Source organism: Candidatus Tectomicrobia bacterium (assembly GCA_016192135.1).
Classification (GTDB): Bacteria; UBA8248; UBA8248; order UBA8248; family UBA8248; genus 2-12-FULL-69-37.
Window position 1 is genome coordinate 58,775 of the sequence record JACPUR010000017.1, and the last position, 16,964, is coordinate 75,738.

Genomic DNA, 16,964 nt, shown 5'->3' on the forward strand with positions numbered 1-16,964 from the left:
TAGCATGGGCGGATTCTCCTTCCTTCGGGGCCGTAGCCCCCTTCGGAGGGCGAAGGAACAAGGAAGCCCGGTTGTGATTGGTCACTGAGGTTAGGAGCGGATTGTGCAGGACCAGGCCGAAACCGTCCGGGGGGATCTCCAGGAGGCCGTGCGGCGCCTCCCCGATGGCCCCGGCATCTACATCTTCAAGGGGGCGGGGGGGGAGTTCCTCTACGTCGGCAAGGCCACCCGGCTCAGGAGCCGGGTGCGGAGCTACTTCGCCCGGCGGCTGGACCGCAGCCCCTGGATCGCGCGGATGGTGGAGGACATCGCCTCCATCGAGCACGTCACCACCTCGAACGAGGTGGAGGCGCTCATCCTCGAGAGCAACTACATCAAGCGGCACCGCCCCAAGCACAACGTGCTGCTGCGCGACGACAAGCACTTCCCCTACCTCAAGATGAGCACCCAGGAGGACTACCCCAGGCTCAGCGTCGTCCGCCGCCCGGCCGGGGACGGAGCGGACTACCTCGGGCCCTTCCCCTCGCCGGGGAACCTGCGCCGGACCATCCGCTTCCTCCAGAAGTCCTTCCACATCCGGGCCTGCACCGGGGGGATCGAGGACAAGACCTCCAAGCGCTGCATCTATTTCCAGATGGGCCAGTGCCTGGGGCCCTGCGACGGCCTCCAGGGCCAGGAGGAGTACCGGGCCGGGGTGGAGGACGCCCTGGACTTCCTCCGGGGGCGGAGCACGGAGGTGGTCGCGCGCCTCCGGGCCGGGATGGAGCGGGAGGCCGAGGCGCTGCGCTTCGAGGCGGCGGCCAAGATCCGGGACCGCATCCGCGACATCGAGGAGCTGACGGCCCAGCAGCGCCAGCGGGTGGCCTCCGCGCGCGAGGCCGACCAGGACATCCTGGGCCTCCACCGGGAGGGCGGCCGGGCCGTCTTCCGGATGTTCTTCGTGCGCGGGGGGCGCCTCCTGGGGGACCAGGTGTTCTCCCTCGCTGCCCCGGCCGAGCTGCCCGGCGGGGAGGTGGTCTCGAGCTTCATGAAGCAGTACTACGCTTCCCAGTCCTTCCTCCCGGCGGAGGTGCTGCTCCCGGCCGCCCCGCCGGACGCGGAGGTCATCGCCCGCTGGCTCGCCGGGCGCAAGGATCGTAAGGTGGAGGTGCTCACGCCCCGGAGGGGGGACAAGCGCCGCCTCGTCGAGATGGCCTGCGAGAACGCGGCCCAGTCGGCCGAGGGCGAGGCGGCCGCCGTCCTCAAGGAGCAGGCCGCCCTCGGCGCCGTCCAAAGGGCGCTGGGGCTCGAGGGCCCGCCCGCCCTCATCGAGGCGTTCGACATCTCGAACCTGCGCGGGAGCCACATCGTCGGGGCGAGCGTGGCCTTCCGCGACGGCAAGCCCCTTAAGGACAGCTACCGGCGCTACCGGGTGCGCTCGGTGGCCGGGTCGGCGGACGACTTCGCCTCCATGCGGGAGATCGTGCTCCGCCGCGTGGAGCGCCTGGTGAACGAAGGAGGCGAGATGCCCGGCCTCATTCTCATCGACGGCGGGAAGGGCCAGCTCTCGGCCGCCGCCGCCGCCCTGGAGGAGGCGGGTGCCGCCGACGTGGGGCTGGCCGCGATCTCGAAGGGCCGCACGGCCGACAACCCGACGGATCAGGACGTGTTCTACCTCCCGGGCCGCTCCGAACCCGTGCGGATGGAGGAGGGGAGCCCGGGCAAGCTTCTGCTCCAGCGCATCCGGGACGAGGTGCACCGCTTCGTCCTCACCTACCACCGCGCCCGCCGCTCCAGCGGCGAGCTGCGCAGCGGCCTCGACGACGTGCCGGGCCTCGGGCCCAAGCGCCGCCGCAACCTGCTGCGCGCCTTCGGGAGCCTGCGCGGGGTGCTCGACGCCGGCGACGCCCAGCTCCTCGCCGTCCCGGGCATCACGCCCGCCGTGGTGGCGGCCCTCCGGGAGAAGCTGGGGGGGGGCCCGGCCGCTGAGGAGGCCCCGTGACGGCTCGCGACGTCGCCTCCGCGGTCCTCTCGGGTTTGATGCTGGCGTCGCTCTTCCCGCCCTTCCGCTTCGACGCCCTGGCCTGGGTGGCCCTCGTGCCCCTACTCTGGTCCCTCCACGGGAAGCGCCCCCACGAGGCGGTGGCGCTGGGCTTCCTGACGGGGCTGGTGGCCTACGGGATCATCGTCTGGTGGGTGAAGCTCACGATGGTCCGCTACGGGGGCCTCCACCCGGCCCTCGCCTGGCTCATCACCCTGCTGCTGGTCGTTTACCTGGCGGCCTACGCCGCCGTCTTCGCCGGCGTCCTGGTCCGCGTCTGCCCCGGGGGGGAGCTGGGCATGTTCCTCCTCGCGCCGCCGCTGTGGGTGGGGCTGGAGCTCGCGAGGGCCCATCTTTTCTCGGGCTTCCCCTGGGCGCTCCTGGGCTACAGCCAGTACCAGGTGCTGCCCGTCATCCAGATCGCCGACCTGGGCGGAGTGTACGCCGTCTCGTTCTTCATCGTGCTCATCAACGCCGCCGTCTGGCACTTCTTCCGCAACCCCCACCGCGTCCCCTTCGCGGTGATCGGAGGAGCCGTGCTGGCCACGGTGCTGGTGCTGGGCTACGGCTACCTGCGCCTCTACGAGGTGCCGCGGGACTCCGGCGCCCCCTCCAAGCCGGTCGGGATCGTCCAGGGCAACACCGACCAGGCCGTCAAATGGTCCCCCGCCTGGCAGGAGGCCATCATGGCGGAGCTCAACCAGCTCACCTCCGCCGTGGCGCGGGACCTCCGGGCCAAGCCCAAGGGGGAGGCGCCCCCCCTCATCGTCTGGCCCGAGGCGGCCGCCCCCTTCATCTACGCCGACCAGCCCCGCTGGCGGGAGCGGATTCGGCGGACGGCCCGGGAGGCGGGGGCTTACCTCCTCTTCGGCTCCCTGGCGGTGGACCGGAGCGGCGAGCGGCCCCGCCTCCTGAACTCGGCCTATCTCATCGCCCCCGACGGCCGGGAGCTGGGCCGCTACGACAAGATGCAGCTCGTCCCCTTCGGGGAGTACGTGCCCCTCGCGCGCCTCCTCTTCTTCGTGCAGAAGCTCGTGCCGGTCATCGGCACCTTCGCGGCGGGGGAGGAGCCGGTGATCTTCAAGGCCAATTCGCCGGGGGAGCGCTTCGGCGCCCTCATCTGCTTCGAGGTGATCTTCCCGCACGTGGCGCGCCGGCTGCGGGAGGCGGAGTACCTCGTCAACATCACGAACGACGCCTGGTTCGGCCGCTCGGCGGCCTCCGAGCAGCATCTGTCGATGGTGGCCCTGCGGGCGGTGGAGCTTCGCGTGCCCATCGTGCGCGCGGCCAACACCGGCGTCAGCGCCTTCATCGACGCGCGGGGGCACATCCGGGAGAGGAGCCCCCTGTTCGCCCCCTGGCGCAAGTCCAGCCTCATCGCGCCGCGCAAGGGGCCCCCGCCCCTCTACGCGCGGACGGGCGACGTCTTCGCCTTCGCCTGCGCAGCCGTGGCGCTCGCCGCCGTCCTGGCGGTCACGGCCCGCGGCCGGCGGCGGGTGTGGTATCATTGAGCGGGTCCGCCCCGCCGGCCCCCCGGCCCCCCGGCCTGGAAAAAGACCGGGAAAAAAGAGAGGAAGGAATGGAAGAACTCATCCGAAAGAGCCAGAAGCTGTGCGACCGCCTCCAGGCCCTCCGGGGGCGTCTTTGACCTCGACCGCCTCGAGGCCGAGCGCGCCAGACTGGACAATCTCGCCGGGTCGGCCGGCTTCTGGAACGACGCCGAGGCCGCCCAGAACGCCCTGAGGCGCCGCTCCTCCCTGACGCGCACCATCGACGCCTGGAACGCCCTCCACAAGAAGGCGAAGGATCAGGCCGAGCTCCTCCAGCTCCTCCAGATGGAGGAGCAGCCCGACGGCGGCCTCGAGGCCGAGGTCGCCAAGGCGCTCGACGAGGCGGCCGCGGAGACCGAACGGCTCGAGTTCCGCCTCGTGATGGACTCCGAGGAGGACGCCAAGAACGCCATCGTCTCGGTGAACGCCGGGGCGGGGGGCGTCGAGAGCCAGGACTGGGCGGAGATGCTCCAGCGCATGTACATGCGCTGGGCCGAGAAGCGGGAGTTCGGGGCGCGGCTCATCTCCATCCTGGCGGGGGAGGAGGCGGGCATCAAGAACGCCACCTTCATCGTCGAGGGCGAGTACGCCTACGGCTACCTCCGCGCGGAGGTGGGGGTGCACCGCCTGGTCCGCATCTCGCCCTTCGACGCGAGCGCCCGGCGGCACACCTCGTTCGCCTCGGTGGACGTCACCCCCGAGGTGGACGACGACGTGGAGATCGAGATCAACGAGAGCGATCTCAGGGTGGACGTCTACCGCAGCTCCGGCGCGGGCGGCCAGCACGTGAACACCACGGACTCCGCCGTGCGCATCACCCACCTGCCGACGAACATCGTGGTCACGTGCCAGAACGAGCGGAGCCAGCACAAGAACCGCGCCACCGCCATGAAGCTCCTCCGCGCCCAGCTCCACGAGGCGGAGCGGCGCAAGCGCGAGGAAGAGAAGGAGGCGCAGCACGCGCTCAAGAAGACCATCGCCTTCGGCAGCCAGATACGCTCCTACGTCCTCCACCCCTACCAGATGGTGAAGGACCACCGGACGGACGTGGAAACCTCCAACGTGACCGCCGTCCTGGACGGCGGGATCGATCCGTTCATCGACGCCTACCTGCTCTCCCTCCTCGAGGCCAGGGCCGAGGCGCGGAAATAGCCGGAAAGGAACCGATGGCAGGCCCCTCACCCGACCAGGAGCCCAAGGACTCCTCCGCGGACCCCGCCGAGGAGAACGCCCTCGTCGCCCAGCGCCGGCGCAAGCTGGAAGCCCTCCGGGCGGCGGGGGAGAACCCCTTCCCCAACCGCTTCCGCACCACCCACCGCATCGGGGACATCGTCGAGGCCTACGGCCCGCTCGGCGAAGCGGCGCTCGCCCCGGCGAAGGAGGGGCGCTTCGCCGTCGCGGGCCGCCTCATGGGCAAGCGCCTGCAGGGGAAGGTCGTCTTCATGGACCTGCGCGACGGTTCGGGCCGCATCCAGCTCTTCCTCCGCCAGAACGACCTGGGCGAGGAGTCCTTCGCCCGCGCCAAGGAGCTGGACGTGGGAGACATCGTGGGAGCCGAGGGAGGCGTTTTCCGCACCAAGACGGGGGAGCTCTCCATCTGGGTGCGCGCCTTCTCGCTCCTCACGAAGAGCCTCAGGCCCCTGCCCGAGAAGTGGCACGGCCTCCAGAACGTCGAGACGCGCTACCGCCAGCGCTATGTGGACCTGATCGCCAACCCCGAGGTGGCGGATATCTTCCGCGCCCGCACCCGGCTCGTGCAGCTCATCCGCCGCTTCCTGGACGAGCGGGGCTTCCTCGAGGTGGAGACCCCGATGATGCAGCCCCTGGCCGGGGGGGCGGCGGCCCGGCCCTTCGAGACCTACCACAACACCCTGGACATGCCGCTCTACCTGCGGGTGGCGCCCGAGCTCTACCTCAAGCGCCTGGTGGTGGGGGGGCTGGACCGGGTGTACGAGATCAACCGCAACTTCCGGAACGAGGGCATCTCCACCCAGCACAACCCCGAGTTCACCATGCTCGAGTTCTACATGGCCTACGCCGACTACAACGACCTGATGGACCTGACGGAGGAGATGTTCGGCTTCCTGGCGGGGGAGCTCCTCCAGGGCGCGGCGGCCCGGTGGGGGGAGGAGGAGATTCCCCTGGCCCCGCCCTGGCCCCGGCTCAAGTGGCGCGACGCCATCGTGGAGGTGGGCGGAGCGCCGCGCGAGGCGCTCGCCGGGCGGGAGGCGGCCCTCGCCTTCGCCAAGCGCGCGGCCGGGCCCGGCCAGGCCGTGGACGAGGGCCTGAGCCACGTCAAGCTGCTGGAGCTCCTCTTCGAGGAGACGGTGGAGCCCAAGCTCCGGCGGCCCACCTTCATCTACGACTTCCCGCGGGAGCTCTCGCCGCTCGCCAAGAGCCGGGAGGACGACCCGGAGACGGTGGAGCGCTTCGAGCTGATCATCGCGGGGCGCGAGATCGCCAACGCCTACACCGAGCTGAACGACCCGGACGACCAGCGCGAGCGCTTCGAGCGGCAGGCCGCGGCCAAGGCGGCCGGGGACCTCGAGGCCCACCTGGTGGATCACGACTACCTGCGGGCGCTCGAGTACGGGCTCCCGCCAGCGGCGGGCGAGGGGATCGGCATCGACCGGCTCGCCATGCTGTTCACGAACTCGGCCTCCATCCGCGACGTCATCCTCTTCCCGCTCCTCCGCCGCCTCCAGGAGTAGCGCATGCCGTTCCGCACCGAGCTCTACATCGGCCTGCGCCACCTGATGTCGCGCCGCAGGCGGGGCTTCGTCTCCCTGACCACCTGGATCTCCATCCTGGGGATCGCCCTGGGGGTCGCCACGCTCATCGTGGTGATCGGGGTGATGTCCGGCTTCGAGCGCGAGCTGCGGGACCGCATCCTGGGGACGCAGAGCCACATCGTGGTGGTGGAGCCGGGCGGGCAGTCGATGGAGGCCTGGCGCGCCGTGCTGACCCAGGTGCGGGAGGCGCCCGGCGTGGAGGCGGCCAGCCCCTTCGTGCTCGGGCAGGCGCTCCTCTCCTCGCACGGGCGGGTGGTGGGGAGCCTGGTGCGCGGCATCGACCCCGCGCGCGAGTTCGAGGTGACGGACATCCGCGGCTACGTGAAGCCCGAGGCCATGCAGAGGCTCGCCAAGGAGAGCGGGGCCGGGGCGGGGGGCCGCGCGGGGAGCCCTCCCCAGGTGCTGCTGGGGGCCGAGCTGGCCGCGAACCTCCAGGTGGCGGCGGGGGACGAGGTGACCCTCGTCTCTCCCACGGGGGTGGTGACGCCGATGGGGGTGCTGCCGCGCTCCCGCACCTTCCGGGTGGCCGGGGTCTTCCGCAGCGGCTTCTACCAGTTCGACGCGGGGCTGGCCTTCGTCTCCTTGCGCGAGGCCCAGAACTTCTTCAGCCAGGGCACGGGCGTGACGGGAATCCACGCCCGCGTGCGCGACATCTTCGCGGCCGAGCGCATCGCCCGGCAGCTCCAGTCGAAGCTGTCTCCCCGCTACTGGGTGCGCTCCTGGCAGCAGATGAACCGCAACCTCTTCTCCGCCCTCAAGACCGAGAAGACCACGATGACCATCCTGCTCCTCCTGGTGATCGTGGTGGCGGCCTTCAACATCGTGGGCTCGCTCGTGATGGTGGTGATGGAGAAGGGGAGGGAGATCGCCATCCTGAAGTCGATGGGGGCGACGCGCGGGGGCATCCTCCGCATTTTTTTCTTGCAGGGAGCCTTTATCGGCATCGGAGGCGCGGCCCTAGGGACATCCGGGGGATTGGTCCTCGGGTGGAACCTGCATTACGTGGAGGATTTTCTGGAAAAAATTTTCGGCCTGGACATCCTCCCCCCCAGCATTTACCATATCGACAAGCTGCCCATTCACATGACCGCCCAGGACGTTTCCCTGACCGCCATCGCCGCCGTGCTCATCTGCCTGGCGGCCACGCTCTACCCGGCGTGGCGGGCCTCGCGCGTCGATCCGGTGGAAGTGCTCCGGTATGGCTGAGCGGGCGGGGGGAGAGCGGCCCGGCGCGGGTGAGGTCCTGGTTTCGGCCCGCGGGCTGGAGAAAATCTACCGTCTGGGCGGCGGCGAGGTGCACGCCCTGCGCGGGGTGGATCTGGATATCCGGACCGGCGAGATGGTGGCCCTGATGGGAGCTTCCGGGGTGGGGAAGAGTACCCTCCTGCATGTGCTGGGGGCGTTGGACCGCCCCACCTCCGGGGATGTGTTTTTGAATGGGGAGCGGTTATTTCAGAGGTCCGACACCGAATTGGCCCGGTTCCGGAATCGCTTCCTGGGATTCGTGTTTCAGTTTCATCACCTTCTGCCCGAGTTTTCTGCCCTGGAAAATGTTATGATACCAGGGCTGCTGGGGGGAGAGCCCCGGCCGGTGGTGGAGGGCAGAGCCCGGAAGCTGATCGAGCAGGTGGGGCTGGGCAAGCGGTGGAAGCACCGCCCGGCCGAGCTCTCCGGGGGCGAGCAGCAGAGAGTGGCCCTGGCCCGGGCCTTGTTGAACCGGCCGGCGCTGGTCCTGGCGGACGAGCCGACCGGCAACTTGGACTCCTCGACGGCGGAAGCGGTTTTCGGGCTTCTCCGGGAGTTTAATCAGATGAGCCGGCAGACGTTCCTGGTAGCCACGCACAACAACTCCCTCGCGGAGCGAATGGACCGCGTTGTGATCATGGCGGATGGAAAGATCGCTGCCGTGCGGTAATTGCCGCGTAAGGAGGTTCTGAATGTTCAAGCGATTTACCGAGCGCGCGCGAAAGGTCATCATCCTGGCGAGGGAAGAAGCGGAGCATTACCGCCACGAGTACCTGGGGACGGAGCACATCCTCCTCGGCGTGCTGAAGGACGGCGGCGGCATTGCGATCGCGGTCCTGCAGAAGCTCGGGGTCGACCCGAAGCAGCTGCGCCTGGAGCTGGAGCGCAACCTTCCGAAGAGCCTGAGCGGGCCCGTCGAGGGGGACATCCCCTTCACGCCCAAGGCGAAGAAGGTGCTCGAGTACGCGGTCGAAGAGGCCCGCCTCATGGGCCACAACTATATCGGCACCGAGCACCTGCTGCTGGGCATCGTCCGCGAGAAGGACGGCCTGGCCGCGAAGATCCTCGCGAGCTTCGGCATCAAGCTGCAGCAGACGCGCGAGCAGACCATCAACCTGCTGCGCGAGCCCGTGGCCACCCGCGCGAGAGAGAAGAGCAAGACTCCCGCCCTCGACGAGTTCGGGCGCGACCTCACCGAGCTGGCCGAGGAGAGCAAGCTCGATCCCGTCATCGGGCGCGAGAAGGAGATCGAGCGGGTGGTGCAGATCCTCGCCCGGCGGACGAAGAACAACCCCGTCCTCATCGGGGAGCCCGGCGTGGGCAAGACGGCCATCGTCGAAGGCCTGGCCCAGATGATCATCTCCAAGGAGGTCCCGCAGATCCTCTACAACAAGCGGGTCGTCCAGCTCGACCTCGGCGCCCTCGTCGCGGGCACCAAGTACCGCGGCCAGTTCGAGGCGCGCCTCAAGGCCATCATGAAGGAGATCACCCAGAGCCAGGACGTGATCATCTTCATCGACGAGCTCCACACCCTGGTCGGCGCGGGCGCGGCGGAGGGCTCCATCGACGCCTCCAACATGCTCAAGCCGGCCCTCAGCCGGGGCGAGATCCAGTGCATCGGCGCCACCACCCTGGACGAGTACCGGCGATACATCGAGAAGAACGGCGCCCTCGAGCGCCGCTTCCAGACGGTGATGGTCGACCCGCCCTCGATCGACGACGCCATCAGCATCCTCAAGGGGCTCAAGGACAAGTACGAGCGCCACCACAGGGCCCGCATCGTGGACGAGGCCATCGTGGCCGCGGTGCGCCTGTCCACGCAGTACGTGTCCGACCGCTTCCTGCCCGACAAGGCCATCGACGTCATCGACGAGGCGTGCAGCAAGGTGCGGCTGGAGAAGGAAACTTTCCCGCGGAACATCCGGGACCTCCAGCGCCAGATCGAGGAAACCGTGCGCCTCAAGAAGGACATGATCGAGAAGCAGGACTTCGAGCGCGCGGTCGAACTGCGTGACCAGGAGGAGCAGGACCGCGGCAAGCTCGACGAGATGAAGGCCGAGTGGGAGGCCGGGCAGACCGACGACGAGCCGAACGTGACGGAAGATGACGTGGCCTACGTCGTCAGCCGCATGACGGGCATCCCCCTCCAGCGCATCGAGGAGATCGAGAACGCCCGGCTCCTGCGGATGGAGGAGGAGCTCAACGCCCGCGTCGTGGGGCAGGAGGAGGCCACGCGGCTCCTCACCAAGGCCGTCCGGCGCGCGCGGGCCGGCCTCAAGAGCCCCCGCCGGCCCATCGGCAGCTTCCTCTTCCTCGGCCCAACGGGCGTGGGCAAGACGGAGATGGCGCGGGTGCTCGCCGAGTTCATGTTCGGCGACTCGAGCTCCCTCATCCGGATCGACATGAGCGAATACATGGAGCGCTTCAACGTCTCGCGGCTCACCGGCGCCCCTCCGGGCTACGTGGGCTACGAGGAGGGCGGCCAGCTCACGGAGCGCGTGCGCCGGAAGCCCTACTCCGTCGTGCTCCTGGACGAGATCGAGAAGGCGCACCCGGACGTCTACCACATCCTGCTCCAGGTGATGGACGACGGCCTGCTGACCGACAGCTACGGGCGCCACGTGGACTTCAAGAACACCATCGTCATCATGACCTCGAACCTGGCCGCCCGCTCGATCGAGAAGGGCTCCCCGCTGGGCTTCCAGATGGCGGACGAGAGCGGCAAGTTCGAGACCAAGATGAAGGACAGCATTCGCGACGAGTTGAAGCGGACGTTCAACCCGGAGTTCCTCAACCGGATCGACGAGGTGGTGATTTTCCGTCCGCTGTCGAGCGAGGACATCCAGAAGATCGTGGACATCGAGATCGGCAAGCTCAACAAGACCCTCGCGCAGAAGGGCCTCACCCTCGAGCTCGCGCCCGAGGCGCGGATTTGGCTGGCGAAGCAGGGCTACGACCCCACCTACGGGGCGCGGCCGCTGCGGCGCACCATCCAGCGCCACATCGAGGATGTCCTGAGCGAGGAGGTCCTCCACGGCAAGTTCCACGATGGCGGAGTCATCATCGTCAAGCTGGCCGGTGACGAGCTGGTGTTCGAGGCGAAGGAAGATTCCCAGGTTCTCAGCGTCCAGGACGCCTGAGCCATAGCGGAATAGCTGACCGCTCGCAGTCCCTCAGGGGGAGTTTTTGATGCGCCGTGCGGCGAGGGTGGTGGCTTGCGCCGTCACCGCCTTGGCTTTCACCCTCATCGCATCCGCCGCCTTCGCCCAGGCGCCTCCCCCCGCCATCACGTTGAAGTCCATCGAGGTGCAGGGCAACCGCCGGGTGGACCGCTCGACGGTGCTCTTCTACCTCAAGCTCGCCGAGGGGAAGGCCTACACGAACGTCGAGCTCGTGGAGCGCATCCGCGAGGACGTGCGGACGGTCTACGGGCTCGGCTTCTTCCGCGACGTGCGGGTGGACGTCGAGTCCTTCGAGGGCGGCCTGCGGGTCGTCTTCCATGTGGTGGAGAAGCCCACCGTCTCATCCATCGAGATCCAGGGCAACTTCAACGTCGAGAGCGACAAAATCCGCGAGCGGATCACGGTCAAGCCGCAGACCATCGTCAACGAGGCGACGGTCAAGGAGTCGGTCCGCAACCTCCACAAGCTCTACCAGGAGCAGGGCTACTACTTCGCCCGGGTCGAGGCGGTCCTGAAGGAGACGCCGCAGAACGCCGTGGCCCTCACCTTCCTCATCGACGAAGGCGAGAGCGTCCGCATCGAGACCATCGGCTTCCGGGGCAACGAGAGCGTCTCCCGAAGGGATGTCCTCTCCGTCATCGAGACGAGCGAGTGGGGCATCTTCTCCTTCCTCACCGGCTCCGGCATCTTCAGGGAGGACGAGCTCCAGAAGGATCTGGTGCGCATACGGGTCCTCTACGAGAGCCGCGGGTTCCTGAACGTTCAGGTCGGCCAGCCGCTCATCCGCGAGGACCGCGAGCGCGGCTGGATCAACATCACCATCCCCATCAGCGAAGGCTTCATCTACCGGGTGGGGCAGATCGAGCTGAGGGGAGGGGAGGATGTCGTCCCCCCCGAGGACCTCCGCGGCAAGATGGCCCTCTTCCCGGGAGAGGTATTCAACCGGACGCTCCTCCAGCGCGACATCCAGCGCATCACCGCCACCTTCGCGGAGCGCGGCTACGCCTTCGCCGACGTTCGCCCGGCGACCAAGATCAACGAGGAGAAGAAGACCGCCGACGTGGTCCTGGACATCAGCAAGGGCCAGCGGGTCTTCATCGGCCGGATCGATCTCAAGGGGAACACCCGGACCCGGGAGAACGTCATTCGCCGGGAGGTCCGCATCACCGAGGGCTCGCTCTACGACGCCACCGGCCTCGCCAAGACCCGGACCCGCCTGCAGCGCACGGGATACTTCGAGGAGATCAAGATCCAGGAGAAGCGCCGGCCGGGCAGCGACGAGATCCTCGATATCGAGATCGAGGTCAAGGAGAAGCCCACCGGCGTCGTGGCCCTCGGCATGGGCTACAACAGCCAGGAGGCCGGCCTCCTGACCGCCCAGATCCGCGAGGACAACCTCTTCGGGAAGGGCTGGGTGGCGAGCCTCTCCGGCCGGCTCTCCTCCGTCCGGAGGGACGTGGTCGCATCGTTCGTGGAGCCGGACTTCCGGGACCTGGGCTTCTCCCTCGGCGGAGACCTTTTCCTCGGCACCGAGGAGTTCGACACCTTCGACAGCCGCCGGGAGGGCGGCCGGGTGCGGGTGGGCAAGGAGCTCCAGGACTTCCTGCGCGTCTTCTTGACCTACGAGCTGGCCTCGTCGCGCCTCTCCAACGTGTCGGAGACCACGTCGCTCTTCATCCGCGAGCAGGCGGACGACGACATCATCGAGAGCATCCTGACGCCCTCGGTGGTGTACGACAGCCGCAACCAGCGCTTCTTCCCCAGCGATGGCACCTTTTTCTCGTTCGGGCCGTCGCTGTTCGGCACCTTCCTGGGCGGGAACGTGGACATGTACTTCCTGGAGATGGACTTCCGCCAGTACCACAGCATCGGCGACCGCGTCCGCATCCGCCTGCTCAAGGACTTGATCGCTTCCTACCGGCTGAACCTGCGCTACGAGGACGCGCTCAGCGGCGACGAGGTCCCCGCTTTCCGCCGTCTCTTCGTGACCGGGTCCCACCAGCTGCGGGGTTTCCGGGCCAGGGACATCGGCCCCCGCGACGAAAACGGCGAGGTCATCGGAGGCCTGGCCGCCGGGCTGCTGTCGCTGGAGCTGGCGCACCCCTTCATCGGCCCCACCCAGCTCGCCGCTTTCATCGACGTCGGCAACGTCTGGGAGACCAGCGATGCCTTCGACCTGAGCGACCTTCGCTACGGCGCCGGGTTCGGCCTGCGTTTCATCACGCCTATCGGTCCCATCCGAATCGATGTCGGCTTCAAGCTGGACAAGAAGTCGGGCGAGCGGCCGAGAGAGCTGCATTTTGGCGTCGGAGCCGCATTCTAGGCTGCGGTCCGCCGCCCTCCCTTGGAGGATGTCGCTGTGCAACAGGTATGTGTGGCAATCGCCGGGTGGCTGGTCTTCGGGGCGCTCCTGCTGGCGGGCGGCGCCACGGAAGCGGCGGCCGCCCGCATTGGAGTCGTGAACGTCCAGGGCGTGCTGTCGGGTTCCGTCGCCGGCAAGGAGGCCACCCAGGCCCTGGAGAAGGAGAAGGCCCGCCTGCAGGACGTCATCCGTGCCAAGAAGAACGAAGTCGACAAGCTCGCCAAGGAGGCGCAGACCCTGCAGATCGAGATCGAGCAGAAGGGCGCCATCTGGCGCGAGGAGGAGCGCAACCGGAAGACGGCGGACCTCCGCCGCCAGCAGCGGGATATTCTCCGCGAGCAGGACGAGCTGAAGCGCCTGGTGGAGGACAGCCAGCGCGATCTGGCGGAGCGCCAGCGCCAAGCCATCACCGGCATCATCAAGGAGTTGCGCGACGTCGTCCATCAGATCGGCCGCGACGACAAGTACGACCTGATCCTGGACAGCACGGCGAGCGGCGTTCTCTTCGCCACCCCGCCGAGCAACATCACCGACAAGGTCATCCAGGTGTACGACAGCAAAAAGAAGAAGTAGCCATGCGGCTTTCGGAGATCGCGAGGGCCCTCGGGGGCGAGGTGGTGGGAGACGGCGCCTTCGAGGTGCGCGACGTGGCCGAATACGCCGCCGCCGGCCCCGGCTCCCTCAGTTGCGCCGACTCCCTCGACAGGCTCAAATCCCCTACCTCCGCGGGCGCCCTGATCGTCCCGCCGGGCGCCGACCCGGGCCGGCCCGGCATCCGCTGCGCCCATCCCCGGCTCGCCTTCGCGCGCGCGGTGGAGTTCTTGCGCCCGGCGCCGCCGCGGCTAGACGGGGTGCATCCGGCCGCCGTCGTGGACCCCGGGGCCCGCCTCGGGCGGGGCGTGGGCGTCGGGGCCCAGGCCTCCATCGCGGCGGGCGCCGCGATCGGGGACCGCTCCCAGGTGGGGGCGGGCGCCCGGATCGGGGAAGGGGTGACGCTCGGGGCCGACTGCGACGTGCAGCCGAACTGCGTCCTTTACCCGGGCGTGCGGGTGGGGGACCGCGTCGTCATCCAGGCGGGAGCCGTCATCGGTGCGGACGGCTTCGGCCACGTGCCCGACGAGGCCGGCCGCCTCCACAAGTTCCCCCAGCGGGGGACCGTCGTGATCGAGGACGACGTCGAGATCGGCGCCAACGCCACCATCGCCCGGGCCGCGCTCGGCGAGACCCGCATCGGGCGGGGGACGAAGATCGACAACCTCGTCCAGATCGGCCACAACAGCATCGTAGGCGCGGACTGCGCCCTAGCCGGCCAGGTGGGCATCTCCGGCAGCGTCCGGATTGGCAACAGGGTCTTGATGGGCGGGCAGGTCGGCGTCGCCGACCACGTCACCATCGGGGACGGCGCCCGCCTCGCCGCCCAGACGGGGGTGAACAAGAGCCTCGAGGGCGGGAAGACCTATCTCGACGCGCCGGCCGCCGAGGCCGGCGAGGCCCGCCGCCGGCTCGCGGCCTACCGGCGCCTGCCCGAACTGCTCCGGCGCGTCCATGAGCTGGAGGAGAAACTGCGGGAGACCGGGAAGCCATGATGGGGCCCGAGGACATCCAGCGCCTGATCCCCCACCGCTTCCCCATGCTCATGGTGGACCGCGTCCTGGAGCTGGACCGGGAAAACGTCGCCATCGTGACCCAGAAGAACGTGTCCCACAACGAACCATTCTTCAATGGGCACTTCCCCGGCCGGCCCATCATGCCCGGCGTCCTCATCATCGAGGCCATGGCCCAAACCGGCATCCTCTGCCTCTTCGCGCTGGAGAAGGTGAGGATAGGCTGCGACTTCTTCTTCGGCGGCATCGAGCGTGCCCGCTTCCGCCGCGCCGTGGTGCCGGGGGACGTCCTCCGCATCGAGGTCCAGCTGCTCCAGAGCCGCGGCAACTACTGGAAGATGGAGGGCACGGCGCTGGTCGAGGGCGAGACGGCCGCCGACGCCGTCCTGACCGCCGTCACCATGCCCCCCAAAGCCGAGCCGTGAGCCGAATCCATCCCTCCGCGCACGTCGATCCCGGAGCTATCCTCGCCCCTGGCGTCCGCATCGGCCCGGGCGCGGTCGTGGGCGCCGGCGTCCAGCTCGGCGAGGGCTGCGAGGTGGGCCCCCACGCCGTGCTGGAGGGCCCCGCCGTCATCGGGGCCGGGTGCCGCTTCTTCGCGGGCTCGGCGGTCGGCGCCGAAGGCCAGGTCGTGCATCTCGAGGGCAAGGGCGGGGGCGTCGAGATCGGCGCCGGCACCGTGCTCCGGGAGACGGTCACCATCCACCGCTCCATGCACGAGGGCAAGGCGACCCGGGTGGGCGAGGGGTGCTACCTCATGGTCGGGGCCCACGTAGCCCACGATTGCCGGGTGGGGGACCGCGTCATCTTCGCCAATGGTGTTGCCATCGGCGGCCACGTGAAGGTCGGTGACGACGGCGTCTTCTCGGGCTTGGTCGCTGTGCATCAGTTTGTGCAGATTGGGCCGGGGGTCATGATTGGAGGGCCCTGCGGCGTGCGGAAGGACGTGCCCCCTTACACCACGGTCGAGGGGGATCCCCCCCGGGTGCGCGGCCTCAACGTCGTGGGCCTGCGCCGGCGCGGCGTGCCGGCCGAGGTCCGCGCCCACCTGAAGCGGGCGTACCGCATCCTCTTCGAGGAGGCCACGACCGTGGCGGAGGCCGCCGATCGAATCGAGAGGGAGCTTCCCCCGGGACGGGAGATTCAAACCATGGTACAATTCATCCGCTCATCGGAGCGCGGGATTTATCGCGGGGCGGTCTAGGTTTTTTCGCCCGGAGAGGTTTTCGGATGGACGCATTGCGCGTAGGCATCATCGGGGCCGGACACATGGGGAGCTATCATGTGGCGGCCCTCGCGGAACTCATGGACGCCCGCCTCACTGCCGTGGCCGACCTCGATCGCCACCGCGCGGAGGAGGTGGCCGGGAGGTACGGCGCCGCCGCCTTCTCCGACGCCGCCCAGCTCGTGGGGCGGATCGACGCGGCCATCGTGGCTGTGCCCACGGTGCAGCATTACGCGGTTTCCCGCCTCCTCTTGCAGAACGGCGTTCACGTGCTGGTCGAGAAGCCCATCTGCCCCGGGCTGGAGGAGGCGCGCGATCTCTTCCGCCTCGCGACAAAGAACGGGCTCGTGCTCCACATCGGCCACGTCGAGCGGTTCAACGGCGCTGTCCAGGAGCTGAGCCAGATCGTCCGCTATCCGATCCTGATCGAATGCAGGCGCCTGGGACCCTTCTCCCACCGCGTGCGCGAGGACGGCGTCGTCCTCGACCTAATGATCCACGACCTGGACATCGCCATGCGCCTGGTGAATGAGGAGATCGCCGGCATCTCGGCGGCGGGCGCCTCCGTCTTGAGCGACCGGGACGACGTGGCGAACGTCCAGATCCACTTCACCGGCGGGTGCATCGCCAACCTCACCGCCAGCCGCGTCACGCAGAACAAGATCCGCACTCTCGCCATCACCCAGCCCGACGCCTATATCACCCTCGACTACGCCGACCAGGAACTCCGTATCCACCGCCAGGCGTCGAGCGAGCACTCCCTCTCCCGCGAGGAGCTCAAGTACCGCGAGCAGTCCCAGGTGGAGCGGCTTTTCGTCCACAAGGAAAATCCCCTGAAGATCGAGCTGCGGCACTTCCTCGCCGCGGTGCGGGCCGGCGCCGTGGTGGCCGACCCCGAGCGCGAGCTGATGTCGCTGGACGTGGCGCTGCGCATCGTCCGGATGCTGAATCTGCCCGCGCCCGCCCGTATCTGATCCCGCCAGA

The 16,964-nt window shown here is 68.8% G+C and carries 12 protein-coding genes and 1 pseudogene; all 13 read left to right on the forward strand.

The window, feature by feature from the left end; genetic code table 11:
* Positions 1-103: 103 nt before the first annotated feature.
* The 13 genes and pseudogenes from uvrC to HYZ11_06805 all read left to right on the forward strand — a co-directional run bounded on the left by uvrC (position 104) and on the right by HYZ11_06805 (position 16,954).
* Positions 104-1,981: an excinuclease ABC subunit UvrC gene (gene uvrC / locus HYZ11_06745; protein ID MBI3127285.1), complete on the forward strand. Its 1,878-nt coding sequence runs from the start codon at positions 104-106 to the stop codon at positions 1,979-1,981.
* A complete protein-coding gene (lnt, locus tag HYZ11_06750; protein ID MBI3127286.1) occupies positions 1,978-3,531 on the forward strand; it encodes an apolipoprotein N-acyltransferase in 1,554 nt (517 codons plus the stop codon). Before uvrC ends, lnt begins: the two co-directional genes overlap by 4 nt.
* 42 nt (positions 3,532-3,573) lie before the next feature.
* Positions 3,574-4,722 (forward strand): annotated as a pseudogene (prfB, locus tag HYZ11_06755) (peptide chain release factor 2).
* A gap of 14 nt (positions 4,723-4,736) precedes the next feature.
* Entirely contained in the window at positions 4,737-6,281 is a 1,545-nt protein-coding gene (gene lysS, locus HYZ11_06760) for a lysine--tRNA ligase (protein MBI3127287.1), read from the forward strand.
* A gap of 3 nt (positions 6,282-6,284) precedes the next feature.
* Positions 6,285-7,568, forward strand: coding sequence for a lipoprotein-releasing ABC transporter permease subunit (locus HYZ11_06765; GenBank protein ID MBI3127288.1), 1,284 nt, complete (start codon positions 6,285-6,287; stop codon positions 7,566-7,568).
* On the forward strand, positions 7,561-8,277 hold the full coding sequence (locus HYZ11_06770) for an ABC transporter ATP-binding protein (protein ID MBI3127289.1): 717 nt from the start codon (positions 7,561-7,563) through the stop codon (positions 8,275-8,277). The genes HYZ11_06765 and HYZ11_06770 overlap by 8 nt, the downstream gene beginning before the upstream one ends.
* 22 nt (positions 8,278-8,299) lie before the next feature.
* Entirely contained in the window at positions 8,300-10,747 is a 2,448-nt protein-coding gene (locus tag HYZ11_06775) for an ATP-dependent Clp protease ATP-binding subunit (GenBank protein MBI3127290.1), read from the forward strand.
* A gap of 49 nt (positions 10,748-10,796) precedes the next feature.
* The gene (bamA, locus tag HYZ11_06780) at positions 10,797-13,112 is read left to right on the forward strand and encodes an outer membrane protein assembly factor BamA (protein ID MBI3127291.1); all 2,316 of its coding nucleotides are present in this window, start codon (positions 10,797-10,799) and stop codon (positions 13,110-13,112) included.
* A 36-nt stretch (positions 13,113-13,148) separates the two neighbouring features.
* The gene (locus HYZ11_06785) at positions 13,149-13,724 is read left to right on the forward strand and encodes an OmpH family outer membrane protein (protein ID MBI3127292.1); all 576 of its coding nucleotides are present in this window, start codon (positions 13,149-13,151) and stop codon (positions 13,722-13,724) included.
* A 2-nt stretch (positions 13,725-13,726) separates the two neighbouring features.
* Positions 13,727-14,737 (forward strand): UDP-3-O-(3-hydroxymyristoyl)glucosamine N-acyltransferase, encoded by a 1,011-nt coding sequence (gene lpxD, locus HYZ11_06790; GenBank protein MBI3127293.1) that lies wholly within the window; start codon positions 13,727-13,729, stop codon positions 14,735-14,737.
* Positions 14,734-15,180 carry a 3-hydroxyacyl-ACP dehydratase FabZ gene (gene fabZ, locus HYZ11_06795; protein MBI3127294.1) on the forward strand — a complete coding sequence of 149 codons (447 nt, stop codon included), beginning with the start codon at positions 14,734-14,736 and terminating at the stop codon, positions 15,178-15,180. The genes lpxD and fabZ overlap by 4 nt, the downstream gene beginning before the upstream one ends.
* Entirely contained in the window at positions 15,177-15,959 is a 783-nt protein-coding gene (lpxA, locus tag HYZ11_06800; GenBank protein MBI3127295.1) for an acyl-ACP--UDP-N-acetylglucosamine O-acyltransferase, read from the forward strand. The genes fabZ and lpxA overlap by 4 nt, the downstream gene beginning before the upstream one ends.
* A 26-nt stretch (positions 15,960-15,985) precedes the next feature.
* Positions 15,986-16,954, forward strand: a complete 969-nt coding sequence (locus HYZ11_06805) for a Gfo/Idh/MocA family oxidoreductase (protein ID MBI3127296.1) — start codon at positions 15,986-15,988, stop codon at positions 16,952-16,954.
* The last annotated feature ends 10 nt before the right edge of the window (positions 16,955-16,964 follow it).

Coding starts and splice junctions, on each gene's coding strand:
- lysS (MBI3127287.1), top strand. CDS start 4,737: ATGGCAGGCCCCTCACCCGACCAGGAGCCCAAGGACTCCTCCGCGGAC.
- HYZ11_06765 (MBI3127288.1), top strand. CDS start 6,285: ATGCCGTTCCGCACCGAGCTCTACATCGGCCTGCGCCACCTGATGTCG.
- HYZ11_06770 (MBI3127289.1), top strand. CDS start 7,561: ATGGCTGAGCGGGCGGGGGGAGAGCGGCCCGGCGCGGGTGAGGTCCTG.
- HYZ11_06775 (MBI3127290.1), top strand. CDS start 8,300: ATGTTCAAGCGATTTACCGAGCGCGCGCGAAAGGTCATCATCCTGGCG.
- bamA (MBI3127291.1), top strand. CDS start 10,797: ATGCGCCGTGCGGCGAGGGTGGTGGCTTGCGCCGTCACCGCCTTGGCT.
- lpxD (MBI3127293.1), top strand. CDS start 13,727: ATGCGGCTTTCGGAGATCGCGAGGGCCCTCGGGGGCGAGGTGGTGGGA.
- fabZ (MBI3127294.1), top strand. CDS start 14,734: ATGATGGGGCCCGAGGACATCCAGCGCCTGATCCCCCACCGCTTCCCC.
- HYZ11_06805 (MBI3127296.1), top strand. CDS start 15,986: ATGGACGCATTGCGCGTAGGCATCATCGGGGCCGGACACATGGGGAGC.